This is a genomic window from Enterobacter cloacae complex sp. 677-3DZ2D5B, from assembly GCF_004136695.1.
Taxonomy (GTDB): Bacteria; Pseudomonadota; Gammaproteobacteria; order Enterobacterales; family Enterobacteriaceae; genus Enterobacter; species Enterobacter hormaechei_C.
The window spans coordinates 12,303-33,662 of record NZ_QFLS01000020.1 but is presented as its reverse complement, the minus strand read 5'-3'; the positions used below and the strand labels follow the sequence as shown (position 1 = coordinate 33,662).

25 protein-coding genes are annotated in these 21,360 nt (G+C 45.6%); 1 reads left to right on the top strand and 24 read right to left on the bottom strand.

From position 1 onward, the window contains the following. Nucleotides 1-603 precede the first annotated feature (603 nt). From DD597_RS22820 to DD597_RS22800, 5 genes are all read right to left on the bottom strand, one after another. Nucleotides 604-882, bottom strand: a complete 279-nt coding sequence (locus DD597_RS22820; RefSeq protein WP_001093608.1) for a hypothetical protein — start codon at nt 880-882, stop codon at nt 604-606. Further along, complete coding sequence (locus tag DD597_RS22815; protein WP_000557557.1) at nt 879-1,154, bottom strand: hypothetical protein; 276 nt, start codon at nt 1,152-1,154, stop codon at nt 879-881. The genes DD597_RS22820 and DD597_RS22815 overlap by 4 nt, the downstream gene beginning before the upstream one ends. Before the next feature lie 17 nt (nt 1,155-1,171). After that, nucleotides 1,172-1,426 carry a hypothetical protein gene (locus DD597_RS22810; RefSeq protein ID WP_000510385.1) on the bottom strand — a complete coding sequence of 85 codons (255 nt, stop codon included), beginning with the start codon at nt 1,424-1,426 and terminating at the stop codon, nt 1,172-1,174. A gap of 109 nt (nt 1,427-1,535) precedes the next feature. After that, on the bottom strand, nt 1,536-2,357 hold the full coding sequence (locus DD597_RS22805; RefSeq protein WP_000196235.1) for a SprT-like domain-containing protein: 822 nt from the start codon (nt 2,355-2,357) through the stop codon (nt 1,536-1,538). Further along, the gene (locus DD597_RS22800) at nt 2,354-2,533 is read right to left on the bottom strand and encodes a hypothetical protein (protein ID WP_023408316.1); all 180 of its coding nucleotides are present in this window, start codon (nt 2,531-2,533) and stop codon (nt 2,354-2,356) included. Before DD597_RS22800 ends, DD597_RS22805 begins: the two co-directional genes overlap by 4 nt. 272 nt (nt 2,534-2,805) lie before the next feature. Between DD597_RS22800 and DD597_RS22790 the strand changes: the two genes are divergently transcribed. After that, nucleotides 2,806-3,456 carry a YkgJ family cysteine cluster protein gene (locus DD597_RS22790; protein ID WP_000351937.1) on the top strand — a complete coding sequence of 217 codons (651 nt, stop codon included), beginning with the start codon at nt 2,806-2,808 and terminating at the stop codon, nt 3,454-3,456. Between the two features lie 37 nt (nt 3,457-3,493). Here the strand turns inward: DD597_RS22790 and DD597_RS22785 are convergent, their stop codons facing one another. The 19 genes from DD597_RS22785 to DD597_RS22695 form a co-directional block, all read right to left on the bottom strand. Next, entirely contained in the window at nt 3,494-3,949 is a 456-nt protein-coding gene (locus DD597_RS22785; protein ID WP_001293458.1) for an H-NS family nucleoid-associated regulatory protein, read from the bottom strand. A gap of 11 nt (nt 3,950-3,960) precedes the next feature. Then, nucleotides 3,961-6,288: a type IA DNA topoisomerase gene (gene topB, locus DD597_RS22780; protein WP_004199098.1), complete on the bottom strand. Its 2,328-nt coding sequence runs from the start codon at nt 6,286-6,288 to the stop codon at nt 3,961-3,963. Nucleotides 6,289-6,291: 3 nt separating this feature from the next. Next, nucleotides 6,292-7,554 (bottom strand): ATP-binding protein, encoded by a 1,263-nt coding sequence (locus DD597_RS22775; protein ID WP_000517490.1) that lies wholly within the window; start codon nt 7,552-7,554, stop codon nt 6,292-6,294. Between the two features lie 82 nt (nt 7,555-7,636). Then, nucleotides 7,637-8,131, bottom strand: a complete 495-nt coding sequence (locus tag DD597_RS22770) for a thermonuclease family protein (RefSeq protein ID WP_001215543.1) — start codon at nt 8,129-8,131, stop codon at nt 7,637-7,639. Then, nucleotides 8,128-8,454, bottom strand: coding sequence for a hypothetical protein (locus tag DD597_RS22765; RefSeq protein ID WP_004208538.1), 327 nt, complete (start codon nt 8,452-8,454; stop codon nt 8,128-8,130). Before DD597_RS22765 ends, DD597_RS22770 begins: the two co-directional genes overlap by 4 nt. Nucleotides 8,455-8,539: 85 nt before the next feature. After that, complete coding sequence (locus DD597_RS22760) at nt 8,540-8,854, bottom strand: TrbM/KikA/MpfK family conjugal transfer protein (protein ID WP_000754496.1); 315 nt, start codon at nt 8,852-8,854, stop codon at nt 8,540-8,542. A gap of 87 nt (nt 8,855-8,941) precedes the next feature. Next, nucleotides 8,942-9,334 carry a cag pathogenicity island Cag12 family protein gene (locus DD597_RS22755; RefSeq protein WP_000738524.1) on the bottom strand — a complete coding sequence of 131 codons (393 nt, stop codon included), beginning with the start codon at nt 9,332-9,334 and terminating at the stop codon, nt 8,942-8,944. Beyond that, entirely contained in the window at nt 9,331-11,166 is a 1,836-nt protein-coding gene (locus DD597_RS22750) for a type IV secretory system conjugative DNA transfer family protein (RefSeq protein WP_000053822.1), read from the bottom strand. Before DD597_RS22750 ends, DD597_RS22755 begins: the two co-directional genes overlap by 4 nt. A gap of 2 nt (nt 11,167-11,168) precedes the next feature. Next, the gene (gene virB11, locus DD597_RS22745) at nt 11,169-12,203 is read right to left on the bottom strand and encodes a P-type DNA transfer ATPase VirB11 (RefSeq protein ID WP_000650512.1); all 1,035 of its coding nucleotides are present in this window, start codon (nt 12,201-12,203) and stop codon (nt 11,169-11,171) included. Further along, nucleotides 12,200-12,397, bottom strand: coding sequence for a DNA-binding protein (locus DD597_RS22740; RefSeq protein ID WP_000629109.1), 198 nt, complete (start codon nt 12,395-12,397; stop codon nt 12,200-12,202). Before DD597_RS22740 ends, virB11 begins: the two co-directional genes overlap by 4 nt. A 1-nt stretch (nt 12,398) precedes the next feature. Beyond that, complete coding sequence (virB10, locus tag DD597_RS22735) at nt 12,399-13,613, bottom strand: VirB10/TraB/TrbI family type IV secretion system protein (protein ID WP_001295060.1); 1,215 nt, start codon at nt 13,611-13,613, stop codon at nt 12,399-12,401. Beyond that, nucleotides 13,610-14,539, bottom strand: a complete 930-nt coding sequence (locus DD597_RS22730; protein ID WP_000783386.1) for a TrbG/VirB9 family P-type conjugative transfer protein — start codon at nt 14,537-14,539, stop codon at nt 13,610-13,612. The genes virB10 and DD597_RS22730 overlap by 4 nt, the downstream gene beginning before the upstream one ends. 5 nt (nt 14,540-14,544) lie before the next feature. Beyond that, nucleotides 14,545-15,273, bottom strand: a complete 729-nt coding sequence (locus DD597_RS22725; RefSeq protein WP_004199085.1) for a virB8 family protein — start codon at nt 15,271-15,273, stop codon at nt 14,545-14,547. A 194-nt stretch (nt 15,274-15,467) separates the two neighbouring features. Continuing rightward, entirely contained in the window at nt 15,468-16,523 is a 1,056-nt protein-coding gene (locus DD597_RS22720) for a type IV secretion system protein (protein ID WP_000235886.1), read from the bottom strand. 11 nt (nt 16,524-16,534) lie between these two features. Beyond that, nucleotides 16,535-16,792: an EexN family lipoprotein gene (locus tag DD597_RS22715; protein WP_000759841.1), complete on the bottom strand. Its 258-nt coding sequence runs from the start codon at nt 16,790-16,792 to the stop codon at nt 16,535-16,537. Between the two features lie 9 nt (nt 16,793-16,801). After that, nucleotides 16,802-17,572, bottom strand: a complete 771-nt coding sequence (locus DD597_RS22710; protein ID WP_000716326.1) for a type IV secretion system protein — start codon at nt 17,570-17,572, stop codon at nt 16,802-16,804. Nucleotides 17,573-17,581: 9 nt separating this feature from the next. Next, on the bottom strand, nt 17,582-20,335 hold the full coding sequence (locus DD597_RS22705) for a VirB3 family type IV secretion system protein (protein ID WP_015060057.1): 2,754 nt from the start codon (nt 20,333-20,335) through the stop codon (nt 17,582-17,584). Nucleotides 20,336-20,359: 24 nt separating this feature from the next. Next, nucleotides 20,360-20,650: a TrbC/VirB2 family protein gene (locus DD597_RS22700; RefSeq protein WP_000916156.1), complete on the bottom strand. Its 291-nt coding sequence runs from the start codon at nt 20,648-20,650 to the stop codon at nt 20,360-20,362. Continuing rightward, a complete protein-coding gene (locus tag DD597_RS22695; RefSeq protein WP_000953538.1) occupies nt 20,634-21,278 on the bottom strand; it encodes a lytic transglycosylase domain-containing protein in 645 nt (214 codons plus the stop codon). The genes DD597_RS22700 and DD597_RS22695 overlap by 17 nt, the downstream gene beginning before the upstream one ends. Nucleotides 21,279-21,360 lie beyond the last annotated feature (82 nt).

Below are 21,360 nucleotides of genomic sequence, written 5' to 3'. Positions count from 1 at the left end.
GCTAACCCTCTGATTATACGTTTATCTAACGTTCAGGCAAACCGTTAACGCACAGTCACTGCCCGTCATATTGCATAATCAGGCTTCACGGATTATCATACTATTGTCAGTTGTAGAGAGTTTCCCTTCCGGGCTGAGTTACCAGCTCGCACCGGAACCGTAAAAAAGCCGACCTCACCAGTCGGTTTTTTTACGTCTGCGGTTTCCCGCTTCGTTTAAATCTATTTTAAATGAATAAATTGTTCTGCGGCAAACCCAACAACATAAGGACGTTAGGGTTGATGGTTGCCGAAATCGCGGTGCGTTACGTGAATTCTGAGGTTTTGCGAGGGGGATTGGGCGCGAGAATTTACGAGAGAGCGCCGGAACAATGCCGGGATCACAAACCATCACCCGTGAAAGAAATCTTCCGGCATTGCCCGGTCAGGTAGTATGACATTCATTGTCAACGGCCATCAATTTATAAGCTGCTTTGCACTTCATAAAAGATCACCACCAGGGCTGCTAAAACAGTACCGATAGCCAGCACGTTAAAAAGTACGTCCTTCATCTTTACGAACGACATACTGATTTGCGTCCTTTCCCTTTTGTCAGCCTTCTCTATCATCCAGCGTTGGTATGAATCACTGTTACTTTTTCTGTCCATGTTCCCCCCAATTCATCAATGAGCACCAGGCGGCCACCAGGCTTCTTGCCAACAAAGTAACGGCCTCGCGGCAGACGTTCGCCAGTCTTCAGCCGTTCGATCCAGTCCTGAAATGCAGGGCGCGGTTTATAGCTGTAGCGGCCAAAATCAGCTAAAGACTGCGTGACCATGACTGTTTGGCAGCCATGCTTTCTCATATCACGAAACGTATTTTCCAGTGCAGCCAGTGTATTCATTTGCACGTTCTCTCTGCTTTTCCCATGAAGATATTAACGACACTCAAAACTAACACCGTTGGCATGATCACGGCAGCATAGCCGACAGCAACGGCCTGATATATGGTCAATGAGTAGTCGGGCTGTTTATACAATACGACTGAAAAAATGCTCCCCAAACAAGCAAGCAGAGTTAAAAACAAGTAATCGACAAATCTGTTTTTATAGATAACCCATGCAACGATGCAGGGATATGACACCAGGCACAGGATAATCGCATTTGTGGTATGCACGTTTCGCTCCTTGTTATTTAAGGGTTGTCAGCCAGATCAAACAGATTGTTCAGGCTGGAACGGAATTGTTTTACCGATGATACCAGCTCCTGACTCCGCGCTTTTTCCTGCGCCAGTTCACGCCGTAGCTGCGCCATCTCGTCTCTGTTACGCTGAAGCTCAAGGATAGCCGTCATAAAGGTTTTGCTGGCTGATGCCTGTCCGGTCGCTTCCTGCGCCTTTTTAATGGCCTGATCTTCGTCGTCATTCGTTCTGATTGTGTAATGCCCCATGATACCCCTCTTTTGCTGTCATTTTTGCGCTGCCGGCGCGAACCCGGGAAGAAACTTTGCTGGCAAAAAACACTGGCCAACAGATGTGACCGGGAAAATTTGCTGGCAATTAATTTTCGATGAAAGCCAGCTCGCAATCGCCGCATTCAATATTCAGTCCGGCTTTGCCCCACACGGCAGCGCCACACCCGCGACACTGATATTTAACTTTATTTCGTTTTGGCTTGTCCTCAAATGCTGCAACTGACAAATCATTGTCATTGCTCCCGGCCATATCATCTGAATGGCTCCCGTTCTGCGGTGACACTGACGGCAGCAGAGCCATAGAAAGCACCGCTTCTATATCAATCCCGGCCTCAGCATTTTGATGCGCCAGAGCAAGCGTTTCGCGCCATTGCTCTATTACGGCGGTCATATCTTTTTGTTGTTCGACCTGGACAGGGAAGCGATCAAACCAGCTCAAAGCAAATTGCCCCTGGAACAGTTCCAGTGTGACGCGCTGGAAGCGGCCACCAGGGATCGGATAGTCATTAATCTTCTGGCCGACTTTCGCACCACCAGGTCTCCCGGTGGAGGAGGGCATAAGTCCGATACTTTCCATTTTTGCCGCCCACTGCGCATTGTGGTACGTCTTACGCGACGGGTTGCCGTAGTGGTACTGCCACATATGGCACTGCTCATGAACCAGCGTTTGCATGACTTCAATAAGCGGGTACACCGGGAAGTATTCAGGATTGAGGGCGATTTCATCAATCATCCTGCCGCTGCCGTCAGCAGCAACAAAGCGCCTGTAACTGAAATAGCCCATTGTGTTCTTGCCGCGCTGGAACGTAATCAGACAGTCAGGGAGTTCGCCGTCAAAAAGGCGCTGGTTATAGAAATCAAACGCCTGTTGTAGCTCGCTGTAAGCGCGTTCCGTGGCTCTTGTCATGCTGAAGTTCGCTTAGCGGCGTTCCGATATTCCTGTAACTCTGCAACAATAGCAGGGAACACATCAGCGCAACGCTGTGCCAGCTTAACCGCCTTTGAACAAACGCCCATACCATGTGCTCTTTTGAGCGCCTCCAACAAATCTACCAGTTCCTCGTCAGTGATTTTTTCAGTCATCTATTAAGCTTCTCCATTATCTGTATCGTACGATACAGATAATATAAACCACACCTTTGATAGCGGCAATCTTTTTTGCTGGCAATTTCACGCCCAGGGCGGGCATCGAGCGGGTAATATTGCTGGCAAAAATCAACGGCCAAACCGGCTGCAGGAAACTGGTTTGCTGGCAAGCGTGATTTACTGCTGGGCTTGACACCTTGCCATTGTATGACGCTTGTTTTAGTGTCAAATGAACAACCAGCGCGAGAAGAATATAGGAAGCAAAAGCAATGGATATCAAACCTAACTCAGTGATCCACCTGGAGCCAGGCGAAACATTACCCGGCTATACCAATCTGAAACCCGTACCTGATAAGTATTTCGATGAGTTAAAGGCACTCATAAATAAACTCAATACTCAATCCGGTAATATTTACCTCAAGTTAAAACAGATGTACGCCTTTTTGGATCGTTTTAACAAAGAATTTGTGAGCACGTTTACCTCCTGTCAAAAGGGGTGCTCTTCGTGCTGTAAAATGGATGTTCATTTAACCGCGCTTGAGGCAACACATATTGCACAAGCAAGTAAACTTACTGCCAGAGACAACCCGCTTACGACCGGGCATGAGTCAAAATGTCCGTTTTTGTCTGAGAAGGGAACATGCTCAATCTACAATTACCGCCCGCTGTTATGCAGGACATATCATGTACTCACTCCGCCGGAGATGTGTAATGACCTGGATGCACAAGTCATGCAGTATGGTTCTCAAAGCGCGAACATGGGAAATCACATCTACAAAACAATAGCAGAGTGGATCTATTTTCAGACGTATCACTGCACTGGTAAGTTAGAAACCAAAGATATCAGAGACTACTTCCCTTATCCCCGCGAAGATATCCAAAGATTTCTTCACCATAACCCCCCGCGCCCTTTTTGCTAAAAAAAAGCCTCTGACGCAGTGTCAGAGGCTTGTTAGATTACTGTTCGTCACCAGCAGTGCTGGAAGCATCTTTTTTGATGAGAAACTCATCAAGAGAACGGCCAGCTTTTAACGCTTCGTCGATTGGTTTTGGTGTCCGGCCACGACCAGACCAGTATTTCGTTTCGCCGTTTTCATCAAACTGATATTTAGGCGGCGCTTTTGGCAACGTCTTTTTGCGTGTTTTTTGCGCATCTTCGGACAGGCCAAGCAGTTCTTCCGGTGAAAAACCTTCTCCGGCAATCAACTGGAGCAGTTCCTGGCGCTTTCTTTCGCGCTCTGCGCGTTCTGCTGCCTCACGCTCTGCTTCTTCACGACGTTCTTCGATCACGGCGTTAAGCTTTTCCTGCATTTCCAGCAGTTGTTCAAAGCTGGTTTCTCGCGCAAAAACACGAACAGAGCGAATATTCAGGAGTAGCTTTTTTGTTGCGTCAAACGTTTCATTTTCACTCATCGAGTTAATCCTTATTTTTTACTGAACTGAAACCCAAGTTTACCCGTAGTTTTATCCTGCAAAACAATTGCAGCGTCAAACTTTTTCCCGGTTTTATTACTGGTAAAGCCTTTAATCTCTCCGGTTTTACCTTTTTTGATTAATGTCTCAACCTGATTTTGTGTCAGTTTTTTTCCTGACACTTCAGACCAGATTTTAAACTCGCACCCGGAACAGAAAAAGCCTTTAGGCCGGATAATAATTTCTTTACTGCATGAAGGGCAGGGGGCTTCGAGCCGGGACATGGAACCTTCTGATCTGGATTTTGCTTCCATATCCGGTTTGCCGTCTTTGTCCGGGAATGTTGTCTTGCATTCAGGGTAGCAGGAGCATCCCCAGAAAAAGCCATTTTGCCCCTTACGCTTACGCAGGAAACCGTTGTTACAAACCGGGCAGGGCGTGGCATTTGAAGAAATCGAAATTCCGTTCCTGTCCAGCTCGTCGATTAACCCCTGGACGTACTCATCATTTTCCTTAATAAACTCCTCAACTGTCAGCTCTCCGGCTTTGATCTGAGACTGCTTTTCAGCCCACAGAGCGGAGATATCCGGTTTAGTGATTTCAGGAGGCAGTGCAGCGCAAAACTCCTGGCCTTGTTTTGTGGTTTTCCATACCAGCTCCGAATACCCCTTTTCTTTTTCGATGGAGATAAGCCCGGTATTTGCCGCCAGTTTCTCAAGAATACCCGCGCGGGTGGCTTCCGTTCCGATACTGCCACGATCACTGCTGCCCTCGTCTTTCGCTTCCAGCGCCTTTCTGAGAGCCGGATCATCAATGAATTTTGCCGCACTCGTCATGGCGGCCAGTAACGTTGACTCTGTGAAATAGCGAGGTGGTGTAGTCTTTTTCTTGTCCACGTCTGCCGATTCACACAGGCCGCTGTCATTAAATTTCAGCAATGAAAGGTCAAAACCGTCCGTTCCGGCATCTTCGGTTTCGTCCTCGTCATCACTATCCTTACCCAGCGCTTCCCAGCCCTTTTGTACCAGAACGCTCTGTGTGGCCGTAAAGGTATCCCCCTTAATATCAAAGTGGATTTTCGTCTTGTTGCGGATCGCATCCGGGTAGAACAGCCCGATAAAGTAGACGGACACCAGGTTATAAACGTTCCGCTCTTTTTCATTAAGCTGAATACCGGCTCCGCTTTTTGTCGTCGGGATGATGGCGTGGTGCGCCTCAATCTTACTGGCATTAAAGGCTTTGTGTTTCTGGCCTTTATCCATATCTACGATCGCAGACGCCAGTTCGGGTACGGTGGCCGCTATAGCAGTGGCAATATCTCCGGCCTGGTAATAATGCTCATCTGAAAGATAGCGATTGTCAGAACGTGGATAGGTCAGAAGCTTGTGAGTTTCATACAGCCCCTGCATCACATCGAGCGTATCTTTTGCAGAATAACCAAATCGCTTTGCGCAGAGCTGCTGAAGCGTGGAAAGGTTAAGCGGAAGCGGAGGCTTGCTATTTTCCGGCTTTGTCGTCGCGATAGTAACAATAGCATCCTTACCCGTAACACGTCCGGCAATATGCGCGGCCTGAGCTTCGGAGATCAGGCGTTTTTTCTCGTCTATCTGATCGTCGTCTGTTGTCTGATATTTCGCCTTAATCTGATGCCCGTTCATCGACAGACTGGCGAATACATCGTAATAAAAGCTTTCTGTGTGATTCTGGTTCGCCAGCGTGCGCATGTTCACCAGACCAAGAACGGCACTTTGTACCCGGCCAACGTTCAGAACGCCGTCATAGCCCTTCTCACGGCCTTTTAATGTACATCCCCGCGTCATGTTATAGCCAAAACCCTGATCGCACAGGGAACGCGCCAGGGCGCTTAACGTCATACCGCGAAATTTATCGTTAGGTTGTAAATTCGACAGTGATTTTTGCACTGGCGCAAGGTTGAGGTCGGCAACAAGCAGTCGCTGGACGGGTTTCTTGTTTCCGGCATAACCCAGAATCTCATCAACCAGCAAACATCCTTCATCATCGGGGTCGCCTGAATGAACGATGCTGTCGGCTTTATCGATAAGAGACAAAATAATGCGGGTCTGTGCTTCTGATTCAGGCTTGATTTTATATTTTGGCGGATAAACCGCTTTAATGGGTAAATCACTATAACGCCAGTTGGAATATTTGTCGTCATAATCCTGTGGGTCGTAAAGCTCCAGCATATGACCATAACACCAGGTAACGACATCAGAACCGTGTTCAAAATAGCCGTTTTTCTTTTCTGTATTGGGATTTCCGCCCAGTCCTTCAAAAATAGCCTTTGCTAAAGACGGTTTTTCTGCAATAAAAAGTCTCATTAATCAATCCTCAAGGTAACTTGAATAGTCAGGCTGCGCACCATTCTTTTTAAAGATTTCTTCCCTTTCCTCTATGTCTTCTTCTGCCTCCTGCACACTAAGGTCAAGGGTTCCTTTCAAAAAGGCACGCGCATTCTTGATTACATCTACTGTTAATTCGTTTTTTGTTCCGCGAATCATGCCAATAGCAATATTTATTATCTCCTTTATTTCAGCAGGAGTCGTTCTGTCCAGCACCGCGCCAAGTTCTTTAAGGTCAATATTTATATCGTCTGGTAAGTACATTTTGGCACAAGCGGCAGCGGCTTTAGTCCGAAAAGCACCTACAGATATGATTCTGTCAATTCTGCCAGGGCGTTTTCTGATGCGCGGATCAATCCGGTTAGGATAGTTCGTTGAAAAAATAACATATGTCCCGGCAAGATTTCGCGGTGTATCAGCCCCATCAAGAAAACTTAACGTTCCGGCATCAGCCCGATAAAGTTCATCAACCTCTTCAGCTATTATGATAACGGGTATTTTCTTTTGAGCTGCGGCATAGCAAACATCTTTAAAGTAATCATCAGCATAAACAAATACATATTTATCCTGATATTTTGCCCCCAAAGCTTTTGCGATAGTCGTTTTCCCTGTGCCCGGAGGACCAGTAAAAAGCACTTTTCGCATTCCTGACTGACCATAACGGGTGTAGAAATCAATATCCGAAAAGAACTGATTAAAGTCATTCTCCAGCTCATTAAACTTTGGATGAACAGAAAAACGTAAAGCGTTTTCTATTTCTTCCTTCCTTGCCTTACCGTGATAATAAACGCCGTCGTAACACCCGATTTTCCAGATACCTTTACGGGGTAAAGAGCGGTTTAATTTAGCGCGTCCAGCTTCGCAAAGATTATGAAGCATCGACATACTTTTGGTTGTGCCAACTGCGTACTCCATTCTGACTTTAGAGTTAAGAATGAAGCGAATAATATGAACCACTTCATTTTGACCAAGATGAATCCGGTATGCTCCCGAACCATCTTTAAACATAAGCTTTTTAATCCTCCCGGCTTTAGCCATAACAGGGCTACTTCCCGTATGAACGACGGTTGAAGCAACGGGTTCGATATCAAGATTCGAATAAATTTTACGATTCTTTCTGTTTATAAAAATCTCTGCCACTTTAGGATAGTAATCACAATCCTTTACGACAGTACCAAAATTATCTTCACCGTAATATTCTTTATGGAGCCGTAAAGCCTGCTCTACCAGAGTTAATTTACCCATATGCGCACCATGTATATTAAAAACCGTGACGTTGCCTGAAGATTTTCTTCAGGCAGAGGAGGGGTTGGACAAGCGAAGCGCGTCAGTTTTGTTTATGACGCCACTCCCACGGAGGAACGGGATTACTGTCAGCCCACAGGCCGCGCTTCTGTGTCTGAGCTTCCCGTTGCAGAGCCGGTAATGAGTTATCGGTGTTGTACCTGTCATAAACCCATGCAGCCCCTTTTAGCACTTGCTGGCGGTTAGCCTCAGTGCCGTTCGCTGTCACCACTCGTCCCAGGACTCGCCCGTAGCGATCTGTTTGCGTATAAGAGACGGTAACTGATTGCCCTGCCAGCAGGGCTTTAAGTTGATTGGTTGACCAGCGACCAAAGGGTTGTTTTTTTTCCGGTGCATCGATATTTATCAATCGGACTCGAATCGGAACTTCATACACAACAATTTTCGCGGGTAGTGTTTTAACTTCGATGGTATCTCCATCGAGAACGCGAATAACTTTCCCCTGAATCTGAGCAGCACACAATGTAGCTGGCAACAGGGCAACAGCAAAGGAAAGAACATTAAAAAAATGTCTCATTGCTTTCTTCCCTCCCATATTGCTGAGAGTCTTTTAAAAATGGATAAAACGACGACTAAAGCCACTGCGATAACAGCCAACGAAGGAAGTACATAGCTGTATAACTCAACCATGAAATTAATAAACTCAATGAGCGATTGCGGCTTTAAGGAAGCATCCCACAAAACGATAACAAAACGATAAAGCCCATAGACAATTGCCGGAAACCAGACCATAAACAACAAAATTTCAGTAAAAACAGAAGCGACCGATTTGACACTATCGATAATTTCAATTCCGGCAATTCTCACACTTCTTGCATCAGGTACGTTAATAATTTTCATCCTCCCACCCCTGTAAAAAATGTTCGCAAGTTCCAGTCTCAAACCTGAAACTTGCGTATTCACATCAGAATTAAATCAAACAGAATTAAAAGTTTTTCAATCGGCCAAAGCTTGAAATAATTTTACTTACTGTACCTGCATCAGCCGCAGGACATTCATTTAGTTTTTTCTTTCTGGCATCTGCCGTGTGATCGGGTAAAAAACCATGTTTATTCTTTTTCCTGATTGACATAAAACTTTTATACATCGGGTCACATTCTGCCGGACTACTTCCGTCAAGTTTTCCGGCAAGGCATAACACCATTGCACATGGATCGTTCGGGTCGGCCTTTTCCTCAGCATGAGCAGTTCCGGCAGCGAACGCACAAAGCAGCACTGCCGTGGTTACGGTCTTTTTCATATACACCTCATGGATAACGGGCAACTAACGCCCTGCGGTTGTTCAACCCCGGCTCAATAAAATTACAAGAATTTTATTAATCCGGCGTTATCGTGATAAATAAACACTGGTAGTCCGGCAAGAAAAACAGTTCATTTTATAACGATACTGTATGACACCGTTTGCACCGTTCGCCCTCAACCAGTTTTTAGCTGTGAAAAAGTCTGTTCCGTTACTGGTTTCAACAATCACTGAATCAGAATGTGCAACAGAATAAAAAACAGCATCATCGTAAAGGCGGTTTTCAGGCCTGAAATTATGGATAACCTTAACCCACGATGAATTAACCTTGTCTGATTTAATAACTGAGTATGTCGGTTGCCAGTCCATTAATTGTGTATTCACCGTTTCAGGATTCTGTTCCCAGTCAACCTGTGGTGGTTCAGGCGGAGAGGAACAGGCAGAGAGAAAAAGGACACTGACCATTAACATTTTTTTCATAGTAAAACCTCTGACTCCAGCTCACCGACGGAGAGCATTTTTTCTTTAGAAGGATATTTAAGCCCTTTAACACCCAATACTTTTTTAGTCTTATTCAGAGAGGCGGTTAACTCGGTAAGTTTGGGGCTTACCATCATCAGCCTGTCCATAAAATACGGGTCGAGGAAGTAGAGGGCTTTCTCAGCTTTAACCGGGTTTTCACCTTTAAGAATGATAAATTCTTCTTTAAAATCCAGCGTTCCCAGCTCCTGCGGGAGCACAAGGGCGCGCTGCGCCTCACTTTCTGAACTGCTTTTCGACGTTGAGCGTCCGCTTGTCTTGCTTGAACCTGTCGATTTGGTGGTGATATAGCCCAGCTTTTCCGAAATCTTTTTAGCGTCATCTTCTTCACTGACAGCGTAGATAATCCGGCAGGGATGCGCACTCATCAGCGTTTTGGCACCTTCAACACCATAGATTTCATTAAGCTGACTGATATTCTGGTAAATCGTCAGAAGTTTGAGTTTAAACCCGGCAATATAACCCGAACCTTTTTTAATGATTGGCATGTAACCAATAGACGGAAACTCATCCAGGAACATCAGACAGTCATGTTTCAGTGTCGGGTCAAAGTCAGGGTTTTCTCGTAACGTGACTTCCACAACGAAGTTAAAGAACAGGTTGAGGAAGTCATAGGCCAGGGACATATCTTCAGCATTAACGCCAACATAAACAGTGATATCTTCCCGGCGCAACTGGCGAAGGTCGAAATCATTGCCGTCTGTACATTTGCGAACAGTCGGAAGATAAAACAGACTCATTTTCTTACGAAACGAACCATCAATACTCGAACGTTGTTCGTCTTCGGTTTCGTGATACTCCCTGATTTTGGTCAGGGCATCGCGCAGATGATACAGCGCGTTTTCATCAAGTCCTTTTGTTCCCTCCAGGTCTTCTCGCTTACTGAGTATCAGCTCCCGGTCGATGTTGCTGTACAAATCGACTACAGAACCAATTGAGAAAACAGGTTTAAGCCCGAACTCACCAAGCCAGGAGGGGTCGTAGTTAATAAAGAAATGAAGCAATTTTGCCAGCCCCGTCCAGTACTGCCCCGCGAGGTTATTAAAGTGTGCTTCCGCTCCGGTCAGACCGTAAGACGGGAACAGGATCTCAATCAGCTTCAGCAGGTCTTTAGCCCCGCTCTCTTCTTTTAAATCAATATAGAAAAGCGGGTTAAACTGATGCGTTTTACTGTTGAAAGGGTCAAGAAGATAGACCTTATTACCCAGCAGTTTTTCACGTACCTTACTGGTGATTTTCCACAGTTCCTGTTTTGGATCTAATGCAATCAGGGAATGTTTCCTGACCAGCAGGTTTGGAATACCTATTGCAGCCCCTTTACCTGCGCGGGTTCCTGCGCCAAGTGATACAAAATCTGGTGCGGTATACCACAGGTATTTACCTTTATATGCACCTACAAGAATATCAGTATCGTTTTCTTTCTCCCATTTCAGAAGTTTCGATTTTCTTAAATCATTATCACTGGCAAACTTCGCGTCACCATAAAGAGCAACATCCGTTTTATTCAGTTGCCAGATAATAAAAACAGGCACAATGAGAGACGAAACCATACCTGATAAAAGAGAGGGGATTGCGGTTAACCTGATATCTGTCCGTATATTACTCTCTGTTATTATCCGCCACAGCAGCATGGAATCAAAATTCTTCCATATATAAAGCGGCGTTTTTCCGTTCAGGAAGTAAACAGCAACTGAGCCAGTATAATACGTCACAAGACACATAACCAGACCGATAAAAGCCCACTGGCCTTTATCGGGTAGTTTCAGAGACATAATCACTCCTTCAGCTTTTCAAAGTATTCCTGAAAATGAATATCACGATAGTAAATACCCGATGCAAATCGGTTATCTTCCTCATCGATGTACTTAATACTCATAATCACATCGACGTTGCTTAACACCCTCCGCAATATAATGTTATAAGGCAAATTCTGACATTCAGGGTTCATATAGCACCGTTGAACCAGTCCAAGCACAGCATCTTCAGGGGTGCTCTCATGGACGGTTGTAAGGTTCCCTGCATGGCCGGAACTTGAGCCTTTGAGAAAATCCCAGGCTTCCGCGCCGCGAACCTCAGTCATGAGGATTCTGTCCGGGTTCATACGAAAACCAGAACGTAAAAGAGAAGCGGAACTGACAGTGCTACTTTCCCCTTCTGACGGGTAATACAATTTCACATGATTTTTGTGGAACCTGAACTTTGCTTCATCTGTATCTTCAATTGAAATACATCGTAAATGATGGGGTATGTACTGAAGACAGGCATTTGCAAAGGTGGTTTTACCCGCCCCCGTTCCGGCACAAAATACCATCGTTTTACCCTTAACCAGGCATTCAGGGACAAATTGTTCAAAACAATTATCTTTAAACATTGAAGATAATTCATCTTCTTTATCCCTGAATTTCCCCCCTTGATTTAGCCTTGAGTAAAACCCTTGTTTAACAAAGGTATCATGGTCGATAAACACACTGGACGGCTTACGGATTGTAATAGACACCGTTTCCCGTTCCGTTGCCGGGGGAATAACTATTTGTACACGCTCCCCTCCGGGGAGCGTAACAGAACGTAAGGGATATTCTGGCGTAACCGACCCACCATCATGATAATCAGAAATTGCCCCTGCAAATGACATACAATCTTTAAAATCCATTTTTAATTCATGCTGCTGCCATTTCCCACTCACTTTAACAAACAGTTCATCAGGCCGATTTACCGCGATTTCAGTTAAACCATCGACTTCATTAAGCCAGTGGTGGAAGTATTCATCTATTATTTCATAAACAATATGTCTGTTCTCTGCATCCTTCATAATTCACCTTTTCCTTTAAGATCTTCAATAAAACGCATGACTTCTTCGTAATTAAATCGATGCGTTTTGATTTGTTTCAGTGGTTTGGGGAAAGGAACGCCATTTATTGGTATGCCCTTACGAATATGATGGTATATTTCGCTTTCCCTTATTCCTAACAGCATTGAAAACTCTTTGATATCCAGCGTTATCAAATTACCTCCGGGTACCCACCATTTTTAATTTGTAGATGCTGGAGAAATCCAAATCCTGACCAACGATCAGAGTAATGATTTCCCCCTGGTTTTTATAAAGCGTTGGAGGGATATTTACGCTGTTTGCAAACGCTTCGCGTGCTATATCAGCAAAAGCCTGGCGACTGTTAGCTGTATAGTCGGTCTGATTGTCTTTATTACTTTTAGCCGCTCCACTTGCGGCCTGTGCCACATCGGGGATCATGCCAACCATCATCGCGCCCATAAAGCGATCTGCAAAATGTGTGTCAATCCAGCCTGAAGCCCCGGCCTCACCCAGCGCTCCCGCCGCCTGTGTATCAATCAGCGGAATATCAATGAAAGGTTCCTTACGTGTTCTAAGCTTCGTAGCAGCGATAAACACGGCTCCCTGACCATGATTGAACGTGCCCGTTTTATACATCAGATATGCGGCTGTTCCCTTTTCAATTAGCTTTACATTCCTGTTTGCACTGTATACGTCCTCATTAATCGTACAGACCAGCTTGCCAGCCAGATCAGAAATAAATCGTCTGTCCAGCGAGCACTTAATCGCGGTATTTTCAGGAATGAAAAGGTTAGGGTCATAAGGAACGCGCGTAATTTTAGAAAGCTGCGCGGGTTGCCCTGCATTAACAGGCTGAACCTCTGCCTGTTTGTCACTGCCGTCCCCCTCGTTCCTGGTATTGCTGGCCGTTGATGAGCTACCACCGGAATTTGAGGAAGCAGAGCTGCTCCCCCCATAGGCCACATCCAGCGCACGACTGAAGTTTTGTTGTACTTTTTCCGGTGGCGTTTCCGCTTTGCCGCTGCTTTCCTTCCGTTCTTCCGTCTTAGCCGGTTCTTCCCTGGTGTTGAATGGATCAACATCATCGCTGAGTCCTGTCGCGCGTTTTACTGAACCAGTAGATACCGCATTACTGGCAGGCTTATCATCACCGCTGGACATTGCACGAATAATCGACGGGATATAGTAGACAGACACCCCGGCGGCCAGCAGAAGGAAAGCGGCCACAATAATCACCAGCCCCTTACGCGATTTTTTAAGCTTCTCGATACCCAGGCGTTTTACTGATTTACCGTCATCTTCATCTCCCTTATCCGTTTTATCGTTTTGCTCAATTTCTTTCTGATGCCGTTCCCGTAGTGCCTGTTCAATTTCTACAGCGGTCGGGATTTTATTTTCCTGTTCGCTCACTGGATCACCTCTTTCTCAACGTTCGGGGAAACGGTATCTCCTGCCGGAAGACGGACTTTGCCAAAGCCCCGGTTTTCAACCCCAACAACCTGATTTCCCATACGCAAAACAAAGCGCTGGTCTACAGGAACACCAACAACGGTGAAACTACCGCTGTTTTTGACTACCGGGTTAGTCAGCGTTTCCTGTTCGCCGCTCATAACAAAGACGCTGGGGATTTTCTTCAGGGGGCTGAAGCCAAACCAGGTATAGCGGCCATCGTCATACGCATAATCCGGGCTGATTGACTGGCTGCCGTCAGCTACCCGCTTCCAGTAATCCCAGTTCTTGGGCGACTTCGCATTTTCAAGAGAACGGTTGATTGCCTGCTCCTCCTGCCGCTTGTTAAGAGCCTCAATCCGTTTCTTCTCGATTTCGGCTTGCTCCTTCCGGCGTTCCTGCGGGTACTGGTAATTAACAACAAACGCGATCTTATCCGGCTGCCGGAACGTTCGGGCGTTCAGCTCCATGCTGTAATTACGTTTTGTTGTGCGAACAAACAGGTTTGTTCGCCAGCGTTCCAGGTCGTTTTCAGGATCAAGGGCTACACTGACCACCTCTGAAGACTGGTTGCCATTGTCATCGGTACTGTTCTTCTGTACGGTCTGTTTGACGGGCTTCACTTCGAGATACACCAGGTTATCTTCTTTGTTCACTTCCCAGCCCTGGGGAAAGCCGGTTCTGGCACTGATGACCGTTTCATCCTCGTCAAATACCAGTGTGGTTGTATAGCCAACCGCACTGTTTATGACTGTCGTGTTTTGCGGGTTATAACTGACAATCTGATTACGGGGATCAAAACGGCTGGCTGCTGGCGTAACGGCTGCATGGCAGACGTGCGACACCAACAGAAGCGCCACAATTAGCGCTCCTTTATTCATTTTCATAGTTTTCACCCTTTCACTTCTTTATCGCGTACATAGCTCGTTACAACGAATTTAAGCGGGTTATTGTTTCGGTCACCCGATGCCATTTCGACCTGTGGTTCAATACGGTAGGTCAACCGGACGTTCCAGTATTCATAATCATCCTGGCCTGTCGCGACATTTCGAATGGTTAATTTAAACCGGATATATGCTCCCATATCCTTATCATCGCGCCGGGATGACGGACTGATAATCACGGACGGATTATCCTGAACAGATGCGGTTTTTTCCGCTTTATTATAAATAACCTTTGGTGACTGGTTGCCGTTGATTAAAGCGTTGTAATCCGTCGCCACATTCTCAGCGCTGTATAACAGAACATAATCATAATCATGCTGGAGACTGAAATAGTTATACCCTTCACGACGCTTCACATACTGAGTAATGAAGTATTTCGCCAGCGCTTCATTTTCAGAGAGGTTTTCTTTTTTAACAGAAGTCAGTCTTTCAGCAACGCCAGTGACACCATTAATAAGATAAGCTTCGACAACCGTACTCTTTAACGGTAGCGCTCCATTCAGTGCCAGCAGAGACAACACACCTACGGCAATTCCTGCAATACCACCGAATTTATAAATGCGGTTCATTTTCTCCTGCATCAATACATTTTTCTCTTCAAAAGTAGTTGAAGAGTCTGTTACTTCTTTTTTCTTGTTAAAACCGGGAAGTTTTAATCCTGAGAGTTTAAACCCCATTGCGCATTACCTCTGCTGAATTAACAGGTTCGCTTTTTCCGGATACCGGAGGTTGTTTATGTGACGCCTGGCATCCGACAAGGCAAAGCGTCACGATAGCCGTGATAAGTAGTTTCATAATGTGAGAACCTAAATAGAGGAGTGAATATTTACTGCGGAATACTCAGAGTTGACAGATTTAAATAATAAATCGGTTAACCTCCATATTTCTTTTTCGCCGCATCTATCGCAGCCTGGCGAAGCCTCTTAGCGCCAATATTAACGCCCTGCCCGGTCAGATTCCCCAACTTACCGGATACACCAGGAGACTGGTTGAACCCTCCATCCTGACGGCGAACGCCTTTCCATGCGCCAATCCCTGCATTTTTACCCATACCAAGCAGATTACGCCCCATACGGGAAGCGCCGAACACGCCAGCACCAATCCCCATTGCGGCTGCCCCTTGCATCGCGCCTTCAACACCTACCCCTGCGAGCTGGGAAGCATAGGTTTTGGCTTGCCAGATAATCCAGGCCATAAATGCACCTGCAACCCCGGCCTGAGCACCTGTTGATATCAGATTTAATTCATCTGCGTTAGCTATCGAGATTGTCAGAATGCCATTAAGGAACGTCATTCCCGCTTTAATTGCCAGTCCACAAAACAAGAATATGAAGCATGAGCTAAATATTAACTGAAGCCAGCTATTAAACATCTGCCTTAAAAAACCAAATGAAAGACAAATAATAAACAACGGCGCGGTAATAGTAAGTATCTTAATAGTAACTTCGGCGGCGAGATAAACTATTGAAGTTAGCAATAATGCAATTATCCCTCCAGCATATGTTAATAAAGATGCGATTGCCCCATCTGTTTTCACATACTTCGAAGTATCTTTGGACATAAGATATGCAGCTACCTGCTGAACTTTCTCCCAAAGCTCGTCAACCCATTTCCAAGGATCACCTCCTGCAAATGTTTCCTTCAGCCCATCAATGGCCTGAGTTGCACTATCTAACCACCCCCCCATATTTTTGACAAAAACAAGAATTAACCAGAATCGACATAGATTCCATAAAAAATCCTGCACTGCGGTTTTTTGCTTCCCAACTATTGTGGTATAAGCATACCACAATATATAAATGGAAATACCATACTTACCCAACTGAGACGCTATTGAAGAAAAGTTATCTAACTGACCAGTCAAAGACTGGTCAAGAGTTTTAACAATAACGTCATGAGCGGCCTGGAAATACCTAGAAGTTGCCATAGTGGCTCCTTTTAACTTCCATCTTTACCCAATACATTTTTGAATGCATCTTTATAGTCAACATGCTTAGGATGTAATTGCTTATACCTAAACAAACCTTCCTTAGCGTTTTTACAATTTTCGCTATCACTCCCAGACTTTTTGCATTCAGCTACTTTTTTCGTTGCATCGTCTACGTGAGACTGCCACCAGTCTACAGATTTAACCTCTTCACACCCGGTAAGAAAGAATGTAAGCCCCAACGCCGCAACTAATCCATATTTTTTCAAAATGCCCCCTCAGTTCATTTCATAACTCTGCTGCTCAAATGCTGCCTTATAATCAACAACTGGAGTTTCTTTATTAACAGCCCCTAATTGTTTCTCCTGGAAAGCAGCCTGTAACATTTTCTCCTTGTATTCTGCAAGATCGCGCTGCTTATCGCGATACATTTCATACTGAAATTTGAGCTTGTTAAATTTCAGGCTTGCCAGAGATACAGCGTTTGTCGCGTCCTGCGTGGCTTTCGTGTCCTGGGCGTTCTTCACCTGGTCGATAAGGTCGGCCATTTCCTGATTATCTTCACGCAGTTTACTTTCCAGCTTATTGCCGTACTCGATCCCCGCCAGTTGGGACAGGAACGAGGCTTCACAGCCCCGCACCAGGTCGCCCGTATATCCCAGCCCCTTACAGGTGTTTGTCACCTTATAATCGGCCAGTAGTGATCTGGCTTGCTCAGACAGGGTGGCTTCCGGGTTCTTAATGTAATCATCAATGAAGGAGTTCCCCTGGTCGTAAATATTCTCCAGCTCCTTACTGACAGATTGCGCAGACTGCACCAGTCCCTGAACATCACGAATGCCCGTTTTGGTCAGCAGCTCCTGCTTATAGGCATTAATCTGTTTCTGGTAGTGGTTCACGGTGTCCTGCCACTGTTTGAGGCGTTCTGTCCAGCGCTGCGCTTCGACAGCCCATTCAGGGTTTGCATCAATGGCAACGGGAACACCAGCCTGAGCACCAGAAATAACCGTAACAGAGGCGATAAGTGCCGCAACGATATGCTTTTTCATAGGGATTCCTTAAATCAGGTTTGCACGTTCCAGATAGGTATCAAGCCACTCTTCCGGCTTCATACCCTCTTTCCAGATTTCATCGAACAGTTCAAGCTGGGGTTTCGATGCGCTGAGAACCGGTAGGTAATACGCCGCTTTTCCCAAATCCAGTCTTGCGAAAGCCGCAAAATCATCACTTTCCCCCTTCCTCTGTGGGTTTTTGACGACCAGGAACTGACGAGATAACGGGTCAATGGCTTTAATTTTGTCAAAATAAAGTTCTCTCACTTCCAACTCGTCTACGTACTCACTACGTTTCGCTTTGGGGTTCGCCAGATAAATATGTGTTGCGCACTGCTCACGAACGGCAGCCGCGATAGGTGATTTAATTAGTTCATCCGGCGATTGTGTCGCTACGACAAGCACCATATCCAGCTTACGCGCGGTTTTGAGTTTGTTATAAACAAAATCTCTGAACGCTTCGTTGTTAATCCATTGCCAGAACTCATCCATGTAGATAAGGAGTCGGCGGCCATCAGCCAGCATGGTGACACGGTAGATGAGATAGAATGAAGCGGCGCTGGAAAGTACTTTGTTATCCAGAAACTCCGTTCCGTCTATACCGAAAACGTCCAGGTTGTCCACATCAAACGTATCGTCCGGGTTATCAAACACCCAGCCAAATTCCCCTCCCTGCACCCAGGCATTCAGGCGTGCTTTAAGCCCATGCCGCCGGGTTTCAGTATCATCAGGCTCCAGAATGAGTGGTCGCAACTTACTGATCGGATAAGAGCGGTTTGACCTCTGCATCAGGCGCTCAACGGCATCAGAAATCAGGCGGTTCTGGTAATCATCAAGCGGCTCACTGTTAAGCGTACAAAGTAGCCTCACCAGGTCTTTCATAAAGGAAATATTTCGTTTGGTTGGTGGCAAAGCCGCAGGGTTCCAGCCAGTCGGCTCTCCTTCTTTCACCCGAAAGTAAGCACCTCCCATTGAACGTATACCGGGTTCCGCTGCCCGATCTTTGTCGAAAAATACTGTAGTTAACTTCTTTAATTTCCTCTCAGGTGGAAAAGACTCCGGCGTTCCGAACTGCTGGGCGGCGAAAGCCTTAGTCATCATCACTACCGTTTTACCCACGTTTGACGTACCAAGAATTTCGGTATGCCCCAGCGTGGGGTTTTTACCGAAGTAATTTTGATGCTCGGTAGTCATGTGATAGTTCAGGTTATAAATATCATTTCCTGAGCCGCCCAGGGTGATAAGGTTGTTACCCCAGGTATTTCCTTTCTCCTTGCCCGTAAAGAAATTATGGAAGCTTTCCATTTCGGCAAAGTTCAGACTGCTGATAGAACTCAGGCGTGGCCGTAACGTGTAGTTACCAGGTAACTGAGCAAAATACGCTGCGCCAAGACTCAAGGTTGAATAGGTTACGATCAGCCCTAAATCCTCCAGGGTCGTCGTTACAATATTGGTGTCCTTCACCAGACGCTCCGGCGAATCTGCGTAAACAATCAGTGTCTGGTGACTTTTCCCGAAAGAAATATAGCCGCTGGAGACCATATCGAGACCAACTTTCAAATCAGCGAGCAAGGATTTAGCGGCATCATCGGTCATTTCGAGTTTGTCGATCTGATCATCCAGCGCCTTGATTGCAGACTGCTTGTCTATCGGAGTTAAAGAGGAAGTCTGTACATACTCAACCGGGAGATACATCAGTGCATCAAAAATTCCGGCATCCGTTTCCTGAAAGTAGTCCTTGATCTCGATGCAACGAAAGTACCGGGCATGGTCAGAGGCAGTGATTTGTCCAGCATCGTTACCAAAGAACAGGTCTTTACCACCCAGGTATGTATAAAACGGACTATTGGTGACTCTGACTTTCTGCCAGCGCCCGGATAGCAGTTTCTGGAACAGCGTAAGCTGTTCTGAATAAACTATATTATTTTCTTCATATAACCCAAGACGACGGGAATGAAACCGGGAGAGATAGGTGCTCAATCTGCCACATATTTCATTCATATCATTAATGGGTTCTTCGAAGATATTTTTATTACCCTTTTTCCTTGAAAGAAAATGCGTCACTTTATCTTCAGCGCTGAACGGTTTATAGCATACGGTTAAGTATAATTTGTTTTCAAAATACTCAGCCGCCGAAAGCGATTCGTAATAATCGTTCATCACTCTGTTGACGAATGGGATCTTGCTGTCAAATACAGGTCGCACTTCTTTTCTAACCCGAATACGATGCGTATAAAAGGTAACGGGTTTCCCATCAAAACTACGTATCAGCGTATTGAGCTGGTCAGTAAGCAAGGCTAGATCCGCTTCATCTACACATTCAAAATAAGCTCCGTCAATCTGCCAGGTCGCCAGTAGATCATGGTTTCTGGTAACAATGAGGTTATCAGTGATGTGTGATGAATACGGGATTAACTCTTCAAGAGAAGACTGGTCTTTAAGCTTCATAAAATTGTCCACTTTCGATATATCGACTGCGTCGTACGAACTCCCCGCATAATGGACGGCATTGAAGCGCTTGTTTGCCAGAGGATTACCTTTGATTTGCATTCGCAGATAAAGCAGGTCAAAAAAGCGTTCATCTATCTTCGTAACTCGCTTGATGGCATACCAGCCAGGGAGGATGAGGGCATACATAGCCTCATGAATCCAGACACCAAGCAAAACGCAGATAACGCACATTCCAAGAAAGGGGTAGAGCGGAACGCCCAGCCCCCTAATCAAAGCGGGGCGTGTCAGCCCTTTAAAAACGGTACTCATTTTTACGCCCCCTTTTATTACATATTACGCTAACCAGTCAGGCAGATATGGCGCAACAATAAAGATGATAATCCCGATAATTAAAGGCGTAATCCACGCTGCATGCTGGCGTGAGAAGATAGCGATATAACCAATTACCAGCGCAATGATGGTGATTGCTGGCTTACGGATATCCGTCAGAAAATCGATAATCTTCTGCAAGAAGCCAGTTGTTTTAGTGGATACATCATCAGCAAAGGCGGGTTCTGCTACACAAAGCATCAATGCAGCCATAAATACAGAAAGAGTTAAATAACGTTTATTGAGTTTTAACATCGTTTGTTTCCTTTTCATCTAAAACAGTGCCACGCATGGCATATTGGGGATATACGGTAACTTCTTTAGGTTTGATACTCTGTGTTACATTCTCCTTTCTGATTGCATCTTTAACTGAAGGAACCACCCAGTTTTTTTTGTTATCAGGCGGATTAAACCCTATGCGCTGTATATAACTGGTGTTATTAAAATCTGATTCAGGTTTAGTTCCTGTTTCTGGATTGCCGGAATAATAGCAACTCAGGCCACGTAAAATATCGCCACCACGTTTATAACAATCCACCAAAATTTGCTCTGAAACCTTGAGATTTTCGCAGGGGTCAAACATTTTCTCAGCGGTTGTATTGAAGTTTGCAAAATTCGTACTCGTTATTTGCATAAGACCGACTGAGTAACGATGATTTCGTGATTCAATTTGATTTACGATCTGGAGTGCAGCCTCCTTAGTTTTGGGAAAGTAGGACACTACGCCTTTGTCACCGGGCTTACGTTCAACCTTCGGTATTATCTCGGCAATAGCATATGGGTTAAAACCAGATTCAACCCTTGCAACTTCATGCGCAGTATCGGGATGAACGCTGGCCGCGCATTGCAAAGCAAGCGCCGCAAAAGCAGTAGTAGATAACATGATTTTCTCCCGGCCAGAACAGCGCGGAAAGTTTAGACTGAATGGTTAGTCATCGAAGTCGTCATCGTCTTCATCGTCTTCG